This window comes from Saccharothrix texasensis (assembly GCF_003752005.1).
Taxonomy (GTDB): domain Bacteria; phylum Actinomycetota; class Actinomycetes; order Mycobacteriales; family Pseudonocardiaceae; genus Actinosynnema; species Actinosynnema texasense.
Genome location: NZ_RJKM01000001.1, coordinates 791,352 through 806,845 on the forward strand (window position 1 = coordinate 791,352; position 15,494 = coordinate 806,845).

Below are 15,494 nucleotides of genomic sequence, written 5' to 3' on the forward strand. Positions count from 1 at the left end.
CCTTCGGGGGCTCGGCGTCGTTCGGAATACCGCAGGTCGTTCCCACTGCCGGCCGATTGTCCGGTTCCGAGCGGTCCTCTAACGTTGCCGATCACGTCCGCGCGAACGTGATCGCAGAACCTCCACTCCCCGGCCGACCCGCGCCGCTATGGGTCTGCCGGAACCCCTGCATGAGGGAGAACCCTGCAATGGGAGACGTTCGCGGATCCAGACGTGCGCTGATCGCCCTGGGCACGGTCGCGGTGACCGCCCTGGCCCTGGCCTCCGGCGCCACACCGGCCGCCGCCGAGGGCGACATCCTCGGCACGACCAACCCGACCGCCATCAAGGACAGCTACATCGTCGTTTACCACCAGCTGTCCACCCAGAGCGTCGACGCTCTCACCGCCGACCTCAGCGCCAAGTACGACGCCGAGGTCGACTACACCTACCGCAACGCGTTCAAGGGCTTCGCGGGCACGCTGTCCGAACGGGACGCGCGCCGCCTGGCCGCCGAGCCGGGCGTGGCCTACGTCCAGCAGAACGGCGAGGTCCAGGCCACCGGCACCCAGCCGAACCCGCCGTCCTGGGGGCTGGACCGCATCGACCAGCGCGACCTGCCGCTCGACTCGTCCTACACCTACCCCAGCGACGGGACCGGCGTCACCGCCTACATCATCGACACCGGCATCCGGACCACGCACTCCGACTTCGGCGGCCGGGCCACCTGGGGCACCAACACCGTCGACACCAACAACACCGACTGCAACGGCCACGGCACCCACGTGGCGGGCACGGTCGGCGGCACGTCGTACGGCGTCGCCAAGGGCGTGCGGCTGATCGCGGTCAAGGTGCTCAACTGCGCCGGCTCCGGCTCGTTCGCCGGTGTCGCCGCGGGCATCGACTGGGTCACCGGCCACCACACCTCCGGCCCGGCCGTGGCGAACATGAGCCTCGGGGGCCAGGGCAGCGACGCGACCGGCGAGGCCGCGGTCCGCAACGCGATCGCCGACGGCGTGACCTTCGCGATCGCGTCGGGCAACTCCAACGCCGACGCGTGCAACTTCACCCCGGCCCGCGTCGCCGAGGCGATCACCGTGAACGCCTCGACCAACACCGACGCGCGTGCCTCGTTCTCCAACTACGGCACGTGCAGCGACATCTTCGCCCCGGGCCAGAACATCACCTCGGCCTGGAACACCAACGACACCGCCACCAACACCATCAGCGGCACGTCCATGGCGTCGCCGCACGTGGCCGGCGGTGCGGCGGTCCTGCTCGGCGCCACGCCGTCGTTGACGCCCGCGCAGGTCCAGAGCACGATGATCGCCAACTCCACCGCGAACAAGATCACCAGCCCGGGCACGGGCTCGCCCAACCGGCTGCTGTTCGTCAACACGGGCGGCAACCCCGACCCGGGCAGCCCGTCGGTCACCCCGCCGGGCAACCAGACCGGCAGCGTCGGCACCGCCACCAGCCTGCAGCTCAAGGCCTCCGGCGGCACCCCGCCGTACACGTGGTCGGCCACCGGCCTGCCGCCCGGCCTGACGATCGCGGCGGCCACCGGCCTCATCTCCGGCACGCCCACCACCGCCGGCTCCTACAGCGTGACCGCCACCGCGACCGACAGCGCGGGCAAGACCGGGAGCGCCACGTTCACCTGGACCGTCAACCCCCCGGGCGGCTCGTGCGCCGCGCCCGGTGAGAAGGCGGTCAACGGCGGCTTCGAGAGCGGCACCACCGGCTGGTCCAACGCCACCCACACGATCTCCGCGTGGACCGGCGAAGGCGCGCCCCGCACGGGCACGCGCTCCTCGTGGATCAGCGGCTACGGCTACAGCAACACCGAGACGCTGACCCAGACCGTCGCCATCCCGGCGGGCTGCGTCAACACCACGCTGTCGCTGTGGCTGAAGATCAGCACGGCGGAGTACGAGCCCGAGGTGTTCGACACCTTCACCGTGTCGGTGGCCGGCACCACCCTGGCGACCTACACCAACCTCAACCCCTCCGGCTACGCGGTGCGCACCTTCAGCCTGGGCGCGTACGCGGGCCAGAGCGTCACGCTGAGCTTCACCGGCACGGAGGACTGGTCCTACCAGACCTCGTTCGTGCTGGACGACGTCTCGGTGAACGCGGCCTGAGCCGACCGTGGGGAGGGCCGGTCGCCGGCCCTCCCCACGTCCTCACTCAGCAGGCGATCGGCGAGGAGCCGATCGCGACATCGTCGTACCACAGCGTGTTCGAGCCCTCGCCGTAGCTCTCCCAGCCCAACCGCAGGTCGGTGACCGCGGGGCGCCAGTTGGTCTTGCGCAGCCACTGCCCGTCGACGTCCGGCGTCGACACGCCGTCGGCCACCAGGCCCTCGACGACCGCGCCGTTCAACGAGGTCGACAGCTTGCCCGCCGGGTCCACGGTGAACTGCACGCAGTTCCACTGGCCGGTGGGCAGCGGCTTGCTCTTCGACACGCCCACCGGGCTCTGCTCGGGCAGGGTCGCGTCGTCGGACTCGCGGTTCCACTGCAGGGCCGCGTTCTGGCCGCCCATGCGCAGGTCCTTGCCGCCGTCGGCGGTGTCCTTCATCGCCATGAACGTCACGTGCGACATCGGCAGGGCCGTGGTGTGGCGCACGTAGTACCGGCCGTGCACGACGCTCGAACCGCTCAGCGGGGTGCCGAAGAAGATGTGGTTGCAGTAGCCCGCCGCGCCGTTGACCCGCACCGACTTCGAGCCGCTGCGCGCGACCGAGTTGTCGATGCTGACCGTGCCCTGGCCGGTGCAGTTGGGCGCGCCGACGGTCCAGCGACCGCTCGGCGACGTCCCGGTCTGCTGCTCGAAGCCGTCGCACAGCGTCGCCGAGCCGCAGTCGCCGGGCACACCGGTCGTCGTGGTGGTCGTCGTGGTCGACGTCGTGGTGGAGGTGCTCGTCGAGGTGCTCGTGGACGTGGTGGTCGACGTGGTGGTGGTCGTCGTCGGACCGTCGCCGCTGCACGAGACCCCGTTGAACGCGAAGTCGGTCGGCGTCGCGTTCGTGCCGCTGTAGGTGGCCTGGAAGCCGAACTGGGCGCTCGCGCCCGTGCCCAGCGAGCCGTTCCACGGCATGTTGGACGCCGTCACCACGGCGCCGGACTGCTTCACGTCGGCGCTCCAGCCGGAGCTGACCGCCTGGTTACCGGCGAAGGTCCAGGTGAGCTTCCACGAAGTGACCGGAGCGGACTGGTTGGTCACGGTCACGTTGGCGGTGAACCCGGTGGCCCACTGGTTGAGCTTGTAGTCCACGGCACAGACGGGAGCAGCCCCCGCCGTGCTGGTCCCGCCGATCACCACCAACCCGGCTATCGACACCACAGCGGCCACCGCCGCCAGCAGATTTCGCACAACAACCCCTTCGTTGTCGTATCTGGGAGCGTTCCCAGAAACAGACTGTAACGATTCCGTCACCTGAACGGAATAGGCCGCTTGCCGCAACGGCCGTCCGAACGACGACCCGGCCCACGCCACCGCGCCGGTCAGCCGATCACGGCCCGTCGAGCTGCCGTCGAGTACTGCGGAGCGATCCGGATCCGCTGCGCACTACCCGGTTCCGACGGCGCGATCACCCACTGCGAGTCGACCTGGCGCCGAGCACGGTCACCGTGCCGCGACCGCCGTCCACCCGCAGGCGGTCGCCGGTGGTGATGCGGGTGGTGGCGTTGCCGCAGCCCACGACAGCCGGGATGCCCAGCTCGCGGGCGACGATGGCGGCGTGCGACAGCGGCGCGCCGACGTCGGTGACCACGGCGGCGGCGCGGGGGAACAGCGGGGTCCAGCCGATGTTCGTCACCGTGGTCACCAGGATCTCGCCCCGCGCCAGGTCCTTCCCGTCGGCGACGTCGTGGATCACCCGCGCCACGCCCTCCACCACGCCCGCGGCGCCCGGGAAGCCGGAGACGTCGTCGCCGAGCGGTGCGGCGGAGGCATCGAAGACGTCCGGGCGGCGGTCCGGGTCGGCGGCCCACGCCTCGGGGTCGAACCGACCCCGGATCACCGTCGGGTACGGCGGCAGCGCGCGGTAGCGGTCGTAGGCGGCGCGGCGGGCCGGCACCGACGCCAGCGGGGTCTCGTCGCCTCCGAGGACGCGCAAGGTCTCCCCGATCGGCAGGAAGAACACCGCGTCGCCGTGCCCGGTGACCTCGCCCGCCCGCACCAGGAACGCCCGCAGCACGGCGAAGGTCCGGGAGAACTCCGACCGCGCCCGTTCCCGCTCCCGGGCCAGCGCGGCGAGCTCGTCCACCTCGCGGCGCAGCCGCGCGACCTTGCCGGGGTGCGCGGCGCGCAGCCGCGCCCAGGCCGCCTCGCGCACGGCCGCCTGCCTGGCCAGCAGCTCTTCGGGGTCGACGCCGACGTCGTGGTGGCGCGGCCACTGCGGGTCCTCGGCGGGGCGCGGCGCGGACACCTCGAACTCGTCGGCGAAGCGGTGGCCGTACTGCCGGGCGTAGGCCTCGCGGGTGAGCTCGCCGCGCTCGAGCCGGGCCAGGCCGAGCACCGGGCCGAGGCTCGCCAACTCCCCCGCCGCGCCGTGCGCGCCGGTCAGCAACGCGGTGGTGTCGTCCTCCCCCACGAGCTTCGTCAGCGTGCGGCGCAGCCTGGCCGACGACAGCGCGCCGGCCCGGGCGCCGGCGTCGAACACCTTGGCCTCCACGTGCAGCACGTCGTGCACGTCGGACTCCCACAGCGCGAGCAGCCCGGCAGGCGTCGAGGCGGTGCGGAAGGCGGCGGCCAGCCGGTCGGCCCGGTCGGGCGCGGACGCCAGCAGGCCCTCGATCTTCGCCCGGTACTCGCGGTTCTGCCGCAGGAACGGCCCCATCGCCCGGACCGCCGCGCGCAGCACGGCCAGGCGGGACAGCGGCAACGGCGGCGCCTGCACGCCCTCCGGGATGCGGCCGAAGTACTGCCCGGCGGTCCGGCGCACCAGCCCGTCGAGGCCGAGCGCCCGGCCGACGGCCAGCGCGGCGCTGAGGTTGAGGTAGAACCGGCCGCCGATGTTGCCCGACGTCGGGTGCCCGGCGATGGCCGGCTGGGCGAGCACCTCGGCGAACGACCAGGTCGCCGGCGACATCACGCTCGGCACGGCCTCGCGCAGGTTCGCGCACGTCCACAGGTAGTCGCCGCGCAGGGTGTCGTTCCAGACCTCGGGCAGCGCGGTGATCGGCCGGGCCTGCAACACCCGGATCCGCCCGCCGGCCACGGCCCACTCGACGTCCACCGGCACGCCGTACAGGTCCTGGATGCGTGCTCCCAACCCGGCCAGTTCCGCCACCCGCGCGGCGGAGAGCAGGGAACCACCGGACCCGCGCACCACGCCGTCGGCGGACACGACGTACTCGTCCGGGGTGACCGTGCCGCCCACCAACGCCTCACCCAGGCCGGGCGCGGCGTTGACCACGGTCTCGGTCCGCGCGCCGGTGACCGGGTTCGCGGTGAACAGCACACCGGCCGCGTCAGCGGGCACCATCTCCTGCACGACCACGGCGAGCGCCACGTCGGTGATGCCGTGGCGGGCCCGGTAGGCGACGGCGCGTGCGGTCCACAGCGACGCCCAGCACCGCTTGACCGCGTTCAGCACCTCGTCCCCGGTCACGTCGAGGAACGTGTCGTGCTGCCCCGCGAACGACAGGTCCGGCAGGTCTTCGGCGGTGGCCGACGACCGCACCGCGACCGGTCCCGGAGGCAGGGCCGCGCGGACGGCGTCGGCGATGTCCTCGGGCATGTCCAGGCGTTCGAACGCGGCGGCGATCGCGGCCTCGTCGCCGATGCCCGCCCGGGTCCGCGCGTCGAGGCCCTCGGTGAACCGGCGGTAGGCGTGCGTGGTCAGGTGGAAACCGGCCGGCACGGGCAGGCCCGCGGCGGCGAGCCTGGCCAGCGAGGCGCCCTTCCCGCCGACGGTCCCCAGGTCGGCCGCGGGATCGGCGAGCGGCAACACCAGCGCGGTGGTCCCCATCCGCCGATCCTCGCACCGGCGGCCACGTCCCGTTGCGGGAATGCGCGACATCGCTCACCGAACGTGTGCGGGGCCAAGTCCAGGGCGTCGCGATCCGAGCACCTCTGCCACCGCGCCGGCGACGACCACGAGCGCCGCGTGGCCCGTCGTCGAGTTCTGCTTCGGTGCCGTCAAGATCCGCCATCCACCCGGCGAACCCGATCTCATCCGCCCACAAGCCGAACGCGGGCGCATCAAGCAGGACGACGGTGCCCACTACGCCGCATCAAGATGTGCGCAGCAGGACATCGACTCCGGTGCGCTGGAGTTAGAGCTTCACCAGGGCGGCACGCGCATCCAGCCGACGCCGTCCACCGCGATGTCGACGTCGACGGCCAAGTACTCACGGTTTTCGGAAGCGTTTTGGTCCTGGTGGCGGATGCCTCGACCACCACGAAACTTCGAATCGTCCCTCTGCCCAATGGGTGGCGCGCCTGGCACGGCCGCACAACGCCCAGCTCTCAAGCTCGAGTTGCTCGACTCCACGCGGCACTGTCCGAGACGGGCCTCTACCGGGCGACCGGCCGATACCTGCGGCGGCAGGATGACGACCGGTGGTGTCGGAGGGGTGGGGTTCCCCGGCGCGCGGGGTGAGGGCGCGAACTCCCGCGCGCCGGGGAGGTTCACAGGCCGTTGGTGAACAGCAGGCGGTTGACCGTGCCGCCGGTGGTGCCGCCGCCCACGACGTTCGGCGTGGCGCTGGAGTTCAGCCAGTTGTGCACGGTGGCCGACGGCTGGTCGCCGAACCGCTGCTTGTAGAGCGCGGCCACGCCCGCCACGTGCGGCGACGACATGGACGTCCCGCTCATCGTGCCCGAGCCGCCGGTGCGGACGGTCGAGACGATCGAGCTGCCCGGCGCGTAGAGGTCGACGCAGGCGCCCGTGCTGGAGAACGACGACCGGGCGTCGGTGTTCGTGGTGGACGCCACCACGCTGGCCGTCTCGACCTTGCGCGGCAGGCGGTCGCACGAGTTGCCGCCGGTGTTGCCCGCCGAGGTCGCCAGGAAGACGCCCGCCGCGATCATGTTGCGGATCGCGGTCTCCAGGCTGGCCGACGCGGTGAAGTTCCACGACGTGTTGGCGACGGCCGGCTTGGTGTGGTTGGCGGTGACCCAGTTGATCGCGTTGAGCGCCGACGTGGTGGTGGCGCTGCCGGAGCAGTTCATCATCTTCACGCCGTGCAGCCGCACGCCCTTGGCGATGCCGTAGGTGGCGGAGCCGATCGTGCCGGCGACGTGCGTGCCGTGGCCGTGGCAGTCGGTGTTGTTGGTGTCGTAGGCGTTGTAGTCGAACGTGGCCCGGCCGGCGTAGTCCGCGTGGCCCGGCGTGATGCCGGTGTCGATGATGTAGGCGTGCACGCCCACGCCGGTGTGGTTGTAGGTGAAGCTCTTCGACAGCGGCAGGGCGGCCTGGTCGATCCGGTCGATGCCCCACGACGGCGGGTTGGACTGGGTGGCGTCGAGCGCGTCGGTGACCAGCACGTCCTGCTCGATCGTGGTGACCGCCGGGTCGCGGCTGAGCTTGCGCAGCTGCGCCGGGGTGAGCTTGGCGGCGAAGCCGTGGAACGCCGCGTCCCACACGTGGGTCGGTGTGACGCCCGCCGTGGCGGCCACGCTCGCGCCGCCGCGGGCCGTCGCGCCGAGGGTGACGATGTAGGAGTCCTTGATCGGGTGGACGGTCGCGGACGCCGTCGCGGTGACGAGGTCGGCCTGGTGCGGGGGTTCGGCCGAGGCGGTGGTGGCGGTGAGGCCGACGGCGGTGCTCGCGACGGCCAGGACGGTGAGCGTTCGACGGAAAGGACGCACGGGGTGGCTCCTTCGGGTGAACCCGGACGAGCGCGCCCCGACGCAGGGTTGACGGAGCCGACGGTCACTCGCCCGAGGTCCAGACCAGCAGCCTGACCAGCGGTTTTGTCATGGTCAACCGAGGTCGGCCGAACGGCCGCCCGGCTCGTCACCCTCGGTGGACATAACGGACAACTGGTAACGCCCGGGTCGCTCGGCCGGGTGCTTGCCCGCCGCCGACCGGGCCAGTGCCAGCCGGGTCAGCGCGACACCGACCAGGACGACCGCCATGCCCGCGACGATCCGGGGCGTCAGCGGCTCGTCCAGCACGAGCGCGCCCAGCGCGACCGAGACGACCGGCAGCAGGTAGCCGACCGTGGCGGCGCTGGTCGGCCCTTCGTCCTCGATGATCCGGTAGTTGAGGATGAACGTGAAACCGGTGCCGAAGACGCCGAGCACCACGACGGCGACGACGGCCGTGGCGTTGGGCGTGGCCGGCGCGTGGTCGAACGGGATCATGACGGTGCTCAGCGCGGTGGCGGCGAGGAGCTGCGCTGCGGACACCGCGACCGGACCGCCCCGGCCGACCAGCTCGCGCCCCATGTAGGCGAACGCGACCGCGTAGCTCGCCGCCGCGCCGAGCAGGGCGAGCGCGCCCAGGCTGACCACGCCCGGCTGCTCCCACGGGGCGAAGATCAGGGTCACGCCGGTGAAGCCGACGACCAGGCCGAGGACCCGGACCGGGGTGACGGGACCGTCCGTGCCCAGGGCGAAGCCGATGAGCAGCGAGAACAGCGGGGTGGTCGCGTTGAGCACACCGGCCACGCCGGAGTCGACGGTCTGCTGACCGACGGCGAACAGCAGGAACGGCAGGGCGTTGCAGAAGAACGCGGCGACCGCGAGCCTCCCCCACAGGCGGCGCGGCAGCTCCTGGCGGTTCACGCGCGCCATCACGAGCAGCGTCACGGCCCCGAGGGCGCAGCGGACCACCGTGATCTGCGTCGGCGACAGTCCGGTGAGGGCCAGTTCGATCCACAGGAACACCGAGCCCCACAGCAGGGCCAGCGCACCCATCCGCATCACGCCGCGTCCGATCACGGGAACCACCGTCCCCCACGACCGACTTCAAGAAAAGTGAAACCTCATGACGAAGTGTTAAGCACAGCTACAAGATCCGTGCCTGGGTGCAGCACCCCCGCGAGAGTCCCGCACCCAGGTCCCGAGAGTCCTACGCCGAGGACCCCTGAGTTCAACGGTCAGCGCGTGTGGACGAGCAGCGTCTCGACCCCGTGCACGATCGACGCCGTCCGGAACGCGGGCCGCTCCTCGGCCAGGCGCAGGTTCGGGAAGCGGCGCAGCAGGGCCGGGTAGGCGGCACGCAGCTCCAGCCGCGCCAGCTCCGCGCCGACGCACCGGTGCGCGCCGTAGCCGAACGCCAGGTGCGACGACGCCGACCGGCCCGCGTCGAAGTCGGACGCCCCTTCGCGGTTCGCCGCCGACAACGACACCACGACCACGTCGCCTTTCTCGATCTGCTGCTCACCGACCCGCAGCGCGTGCCGGGCGAACCGCGGGAACGCCACCTGCACCACGCTCAGGTGCCGCAGCAGCTCCTCGACCAGCGGCGCGGCCGACGCGTCGTCGTCACGCATCGCCGCACGCGCGGCGTCGTCCTTCAGCAGCACGATCGCGCCCAACGCGAGCATCGAGGCCGTGGTGTCGAACCCGCCGGTCAGCACACCATCGGCGAGGCCCGCGAGCTCCACGTCGCTCACGTCGTCGCCGTGCTGCCGGATGATCGAGCCGATCAGGCCGTCACCGGGCGACCGGCGCTCGCGGCGCACGATCTCCTCCATGTACGACAGCGACTCGGAGATCGCGCCCAGCGCCTGGCCCGCGCCGCCGAACACGTCGAACCGCGCCGCCGCCAGCTCTTGGAACCGGTCGCGGTCGGCGTAGGGCACGCCCAGCAGTTCGCAGATGGTCAGCGACGGGACCGGCAGCGCGAACTCCCGCACCAGGTCGACCGGCCCGTCGGCCGCCTCCATGGCGTCCAGCCGCTCGGTGACGATCGCGTCGATGCGCGGCACCAGCCGGGACAGCCGGCGCATGGTGAACTCCGGCGTGAGCAGCTTGCGCAGCCGCGTGTGGTCGGGCGGGTCGGCGAAGCCGAGGCCGCCGGGCGACTGCTCCAGCCGGCCGACCGCCGCGCCGAGCCGCGCGTAGTCGTTGCTGAACGAACCTGTGTCGGAAAGCACGTTCTTCGCTTCGTCCTGACCGGTGACCAACCACACCCGCAGGCCGAACGGCACCGGGATCCGGTGCACCGCGCCGGTCTCCCGCATCCGCTCCAACTCGGCGACCGGCACCACCCCGTCCCGCTTCAGCGGAACCAGCGCACGGTCCGGGAGCAGCGCGAACGCCCGCGAACCGATCTTGCCCAACACCCACCGCGTCGCCGAACGCCGTGCGACCCACGCCACCAGACCGTCGCGCACGGACGCCAGAGTCGTCATCGAACACCCCTCTTCCCCAGACCGGATCGCCCGACGGTAACCGTACGTAGGGGTGAGCAGCATCGCGCTAGAGGCGGATTGACACGCCAAGGTCCGTGACAGACGATCGGCAATCGCGCGCGACACGGGGGAAGCCGGTCGAAATCCGGCGCTGACCCGCAACGGTAGGTCCCACCCGGGACGAGCCCGAACACCCGTCGCGCGTGCCACGCTCCTGACACCGTCGAGGTCAACGGGTCGGAGCCCGGGGGAAGTCGGTCACGGCTGTCCGGGGTCCGCTCACGCCTTGCCCCCGGAAAGGCCGAACATGTCGTTGAGACGGACCGCTGCCGTCATCGCCGCCGCCGCTGCCGCCGTGCTCGCGGCGACGCCCGCCACCCAGAGCCAGGCGGCGCCGACGACGCCGGACGTGAGCGACACGGCCGCCGGGTGGCTCTCCCGGCAGCTCGTCGACGGCGACCACTTCGAGAACGTGATCGAGGGCGTCGCCTACCCCGACCAGGGCCTGACCCTCGACGCGCTGTTCGCGTTCACCGCGGCCGGCGTGGCGTCCGACAGCGCGGACCAGGCCGCCGCCTGGCTCGCGGAGCCCGAGGTCATCGCCAACTACCTGCGCTTCGGCGACCCCGCCGAGTCGTTCGCGGGCGCGCACGCCAAGCTCGCGCTGGCGGTGCAGGTGCGGGGCCTGGACCCGACGTCCTTCGGTGGCGAGGACCTGATCGCCGGCCTCACCGCGCTCCAGACGCCGTCCGGCCGGTTCTCGGACAAGTCCCAGTACGGCGACTACTCCAACGGCTTCACCCAGGCGTTCGCGGTGCTCGCGCTGGACCGGTGGGAGGGCGCGCCGCAGGCCGCCGTCGACTACCTCGTCGGCCGGCAGTGCGCCGACGGCGGGTTCCCGCTGGTCCTGGAGGCCGCGACCTGCGCGTCCCACGTGGACGCCACCGCCATGGTGGTGCAGGCGCTGCTGGCCGTGGGGAAGGACACCGAAGCCGCCGAGGCGCTCGACTGGCTGACCGGCGCGCAGCAGCCCGGCGGCGGGTTCCGCGACGAGGGCGCGGCCGGCGAGGGCAACGCCAACAGCACCGGTCTGGCCGCGCAGGCGCTGCGCGCGGGCGGTCGGACGGCCGCCGCGGACCAGGCGGCGAGGTTCCTGACGTCGTTGCAGGTCGGGTGCACGGCCGCCGAGGCCGGCCGGGGCGCCATCGCGTTCGACCGGAACGGGTTCACGCAGGCCACGTCGCTGCGTGCGAGCGCACAGGGCGTCCTCGGCCTGGTGGGCGTGAACTTCGCGGACCTGACGGTGGAGGGCGGCACGCCGACCGCGCCGGTGCTCGACTGCTCGGTCACCCCGACCACGTCGACGTCGTCCTCGTCGTCCACTTCGAACACGACGACGACCACTCCCGCGGCCACCACCACCTCCGACGCCACGGCCACCACGACGACGACCGCCGCCGTGGTGGCCGTGGCGACCAACCGCAGCAACCTCGCCCGCACGGGCGCGGAGGTCGGTCCGATGCTGGGGATCGGCGCGTTGCTGCTGGTGGGTGGCGTGCTCGCGGTCACCCTCGCGCGTCGGCGGCACGCGGAGGCACGCAAGTGACGGCACCTGGTCGCGGCACGCCGGCCGTGCTCGTCATCCGATGAGGGGCGGGCTTCGACGGGCCCTGACGGCCCTGGCCGTCGTCGGGCTCGCCCTGACCACCGTCCCGCTGACCGCCCACGCGGCCGACTGCGGGGGTGTCACGGTGGTCGTGGACTTCGGCCCGCTGGGCGGCGGCGTGCGGACGGGGTGCGCCCCGGGTGACCCGGCCACGGGCACGGCCGCGCTGACCGCCGCCGGGTTCGGCTACACGTTCGCCGCCCGGCAGCCCGGTTTCGTGTGCCGGATCAACGGCGCGCCGAGCAGCGACCCGTGCGTCACCACCTCCCCGACCACGGCGTACTGGGGTTACTGGCACGGCCGGCCGGGCGGTTCGTGGGTCTACAGCAGCACCAGCGCCGGCGCGTACGACCCGGCTCCGGGCAGCGTGGAGGGCTGGGCGTTCGGCGCGGGCGGGCAGCCGGGCATCGCGCCGCCCGCGCCTCAACCGACCCAGCCCGCGCCGCCACCGCCACCGCCGGCGGCCGGCCGGCCGGTGCAGCCCGGCCAACCGGGCCAACCCGGGCAACCGGAGCCGCCCGCGCCGGCACCCGGTCAGCCCACGCAGCAGACCACTCAACCGTCGGAGACGCCGGCGTCGACCACCGCCGGGACGACGACCTCACCACCTTCATCGGCGGCGACGACCGCCGCGGGCACGACGTCGAGCACGTCCGCGCCGGCGGGTCCGACGGCGGTGGCCGTGGAGCCGACGGCGGGCACGTCGTCCGGTGGCGCGGTCGGGCTGGTCGTCGGGATCGTGGTGATCGCCGCGTTGGCCGGCCTGGGTGTGTGGACCGCGCGCCGGCGCGCCAAGGCGACGGAGTGAGCCTGCACCCCGGCGCGTGGTGGCTGTGGGCGTTGTGCCTGGCCGCCGTGGCCGGCCGCACCACCAACCCGGTGCTGCTGGCGCTGGTGATCGCGGTCGCCGGGTTCGTGGCGGTGTCGTGCCGGGAGGACACGCCGTGGGCCAGTGCTTACGGCGTGTTCCTCAAGTTCGCGCTGGTGGTGCTCGCGGTCCGGGTGGTGCTGCACGTGCTGCTGGGCGGGGTGAGCGGGCCGACGGTGCTCGTGACGTTGCCGGAGATCCCGTTGCCGGAGTGGACGAAGGGCATCCGGCTGGGCGGCCCGGTGAGCGCCGAGGGGCTCGCGTTCGCGGTGTACCAGGGGCTTCAGCTGGCGACGTTGCTGTGCTGCGTCGGCGCTGCCAACGCGCTCGCCAACGCCAAGCGGCTGCTGCGGTCGTTGCCGGCCGCGTTGTACGAGGTCAGCGTGGCGGTGGTGGTGGCGTTGACGGTCGCGCCGCAGCTGGTGGCCAGCGCGCGGTCGGTGCGGCGGGCGCGGGCGTTGCGGGGTGACGTGGTGCGTGGGGTGAAGGCGATGCGGGTGCTGTTGGTGCCGGTGCTGGAGGACGCGTTCGAACGGTCGCTGGTGCTGGCCGCGGCGATGGACTCGCGCGGCTACGGCCGGACGGCGGGGCTGCCGAAGCGGACCAGGGTGGTGACCGGCGCGCTGGTGCTCGGCGGGCTGCTGGGGTTGTGCGTCGGCGCGTACGGGCTGCTCGGCGGCGCCACGCCGGGCGTGGTCGGCACGCCGATGCTGGTGGTGGGCTCGGTGCTGGCCGTCGCGGGCCTGTGGACGGGGTCGCGGCGGGTGCGGCGCAGCCGTTACCGGCCGGACCGGTGGGGTGCGCGCGAGCTGGCGATCGCCGGGTCCGGGCTGGTCGCGGCGCTGGCGACGTACCTCGCGCCGGGAGGTTGGGGCGGTGCCGCGCTGACGCCGGCCACGGTGCCGCTGACCGTGCCCGAGCTGCCGCTGCTGCCCGCGGTCGGTCTGCTGTGCGCGCTCGCGCCCGTCGTCATCGCCAGGAACGTCGTGGTTGCCAGGAACGTCGTCGCCAGGGACAAGGTGCACCCGTGATCCGGTTCGAGAACGTGTCCGTCACCTACCGCGACGCCGACGCGCCCGCGTTGGCGTCGGTCGACCTGCACGTGCCCGAAGGCGAGCTGTGCCTGGTCGTCGGGAGGACGGGCTCGGGCAAGTCGACGTTGCTGCGCGCGGTCAACGGCCTGGTGCCGCACTTCACCGGCGGCACGCTCACCGGCCGCGTGCTCGTCGCCGGACGTGACACCCGCACCCACCCGCCGCGCGAGCTGGCCGACGTGGTGGGCCTGGTGGCGCAGGACCCGCAGGCCGGGTTCGTCACCGACTCGGTCGAGGAGGAGCTGGCGTACTCGATGGAGTCGCTGGCGCTGTCGCAGCCGGTGATGCGCAAGCGCGTCGAGGAGACCTTGGACCTGCTGGGCCTGGCCGACCTGCGGCACCGGCCGCTGGCGACGTTGTCGGGCGGGCAGCAGCAACGCGTGGCCGTCGGCGCGGCCCTGACCGCCCACCCGCGGGTGCTGGTGCTGGACGAGCCGACCTCGGCGCTGGACCCCGGCGCGGCGGAGGACGTGCTGGCCGCGCTGCACCGGCTGGTGCACGACCTGGGGATGACCGTGCTGATCGCGGAGCACCGGCTGGAACGGGTCGCGCAGTACGCGGACCGCGTGGTGTGGCTGCCCGGCGGTGGCCTGCCGCCGGTCGCCGGGCAGCCCGGCCCGGTGCTGGCGGACGCCCCCGTCGCGCCGCCCGTGGTGCGGTTGGCGCAGCTGGCCGGGTGGACGCCGGTGCCGGTGTCGATCCGGGACGCGCGACGGCTCGCCGGCCCGTTGCGCGACCGCCTGCCCGAGCCGCCGGTGGCGCCGTCGTCGCGACCGGCGGAGTTGGTGGTCGCGCGCGACCTGCGAGTCCGCTACTCCACTGTGGACGCTCTGCGGGGCGTGTCGTTGAGCGTCGGCGCGGGTGAGCGGGTGGCCGTGATGGGCCGCAACGGGTCGGGGAAGTCGAGTCTGCTGTGGGCCGTGCAGGGCACGGGCAAGCGGTCCGGCGGCGAGGTCGCGGTCGACGGCGTCGACCCGGCGGCGCTCAAGCCCGGTCCGCGGCGCAAGGCCATCGGCCTGGTGCCGCAGCAGCCCGGTGACCTGCTGTACCTGCACACCGTCGGCGGCGAGTGCGCGCAGGCGGACCGCGAGTCGGGCAAGGCCGAGGGCACGTGCCGCGAGCTGCTGGACCGGCTGGCGCCGGGCATCCCGGACGGCAGGCACCCGCGTGACCTGTCGGAGGGCCAGCGGCTCGCGCTGGCGCTGGCCGTGTCGCTCACCCCCTCGCCGCGGGCGGTCCTGCTGGACGAGCCGACGCGGGGCTTGGACTACCCGGCCAAGACGCGGCTCGCGGCGGCGTTGCGCGAACTCGCCGACGACGGTCACGCCATCGTGCTGGCGACGCACGACGTGGAGTTCGTCGCCGAGTACGCGAGCCGGGTCGTGGTGCTCGCCGAGGGCGAGGTGGTGGCCGACGGCCCGACGGCCGAGGTCGTCACCGCGTCCCCGGTCTTCTCGCCCCAGGTGGCCAAGGTGCTCGCTCCCCTGCCGTGGTTGACGGTGGCGGACGTGCAGACGGCTTTGGCGGCCCTGTGACCGCGCACCGCGCACCGACCCGGGCGGACACGC

At 73.2% G+C, this 15,494-nt stretch carries 10 protein-coding genes and 1 riboswitch; of the genes, 5 read left to right on the forward strand and 5 right to left on the reverse strand.

Features of this window, described 5'->3' with window-relative positions; genetic code table 11:
- The first annotated feature begins 188 nt into the window (after positions 1-188).
- Entirely contained in the window at positions 189-2,123 is a 1,935-nt protein-coding gene (locus EDD40_RS03220; protein ID WP_123741576.1) for a S8 family peptidase, read from the forward strand.
- Between the two features lie 46 nt (positions 2,124-2,169).
- Here the strand turns inward: EDD40_RS03220 and EDD40_RS03225 are convergent, their stop codons facing one another.
- The 5 genes from EDD40_RS03225 to EDD40_RS03245 all read right to left on the reverse strand — a co-directional run bounded on the left by EDD40_RS03225 (position 2,170) and on the right by EDD40_RS03245 (position 10,298).
- A complete protein-coding gene (locus EDD40_RS03225; protein ID WP_123741577.1) occupies positions 2,170-3,357 on the reverse strand; it encodes a cellulose-binding domain-containing protein in 1,188 nt (395 codons plus the stop codon).
- A 217-nt stretch (positions 3,358-3,574) separates the two neighbouring features.
- Entirely contained in the window at positions 3,575-5,959 is a 2,385-nt protein-coding gene (locus tag EDD40_RS03230) for a PEP/pyruvate-binding domain-containing protein (RefSeq protein WP_123741578.1), read from the reverse strand.
- Between the two features lie 662 nt (positions 5,960-6,621).
- Positions 6,622-7,803 (reverse strand): S8 family peptidase, encoded by a 1,182-nt coding sequence (locus EDD40_RS03235; RefSeq protein WP_123741579.1) that lies wholly within the window; start codon positions 7,801-7,803, stop codon positions 6,622-6,624.
- A gap of 114 nt (positions 7,804-7,917) precedes the next feature.
- Positions 7,918-8,856, reverse strand: coding sequence for a DMT family transporter (locus EDD40_RS03240; RefSeq protein WP_211348409.1), 939 nt, complete (start codon positions 8,854-8,856; stop codon positions 7,918-7,920).
- Positions 8,857-9,038: 182 nt separating this feature from the next.
- On the reverse strand, positions 9,039-10,298 hold the full coding sequence (locus tag EDD40_RS03245) for a cytochrome P450 (RefSeq protein WP_123741580.1): 1,260 nt from the start codon (positions 10,296-10,298) through the stop codon (positions 9,039-9,041).
- Between the two features lie 103 nt (positions 10,299-10,401).
- Positions 10,402-10,514: riboswitch (cobalamin riboswitch) on the forward strand.
- A gap of 91 nt (positions 10,515-10,605) precedes the next feature.
- Here EDD40_RS03245 and EDD40_RS03250 point away from each other — a divergent pair.
- Genes EDD40_RS03250 through EDD40_RS03265 form a run of 4 tightly spaced genes read left to right on the forward strand, consistent with a single transcriptional unit; the run spans position 10,606 to position 15,461 of the window.
- Complete coding sequence (locus EDD40_RS03250) at positions 10,606-11,904, forward strand: prenyltransferase/squalene oxidase repeat-containing protein (RefSeq protein WP_211348071.1); 1,299 nt, start codon at positions 10,606-10,608, stop codon at positions 11,902-11,904.
- Positions 11,905-11,944: 40 nt separating this feature from the next.
- Positions 11,945-12,772, forward strand: a complete 828-nt coding sequence (locus tag EDD40_RS03255) for a hypothetical protein (protein ID WP_123741581.1) — start codon at positions 11,945-11,947, stop codon at positions 12,770-12,772.
- On the forward strand, positions 12,769-13,863 hold the full coding sequence (locus EDD40_RS03260; protein ID WP_123747712.1) for a CbiQ family ECF transporter T component: 1,095 nt from the start codon (positions 12,769-12,771) through the stop codon (positions 13,861-13,863). The genes EDD40_RS03255 and EDD40_RS03260 overlap by 4 nt, the downstream gene beginning before the upstream one ends.
- Positions 13,860-15,461, forward strand: a complete 1,602-nt coding sequence (locus tag EDD40_RS03265; protein ID WP_123741582.1) for an ABC transporter ATP-binding protein — start codon at positions 13,860-13,862, stop codon at positions 15,459-15,461. The genes EDD40_RS03260 and EDD40_RS03265 overlap by 4 nt, the downstream gene beginning before the upstream one ends.
- Positions 15,462-15,494: the final 33 nt, after the last annotated feature.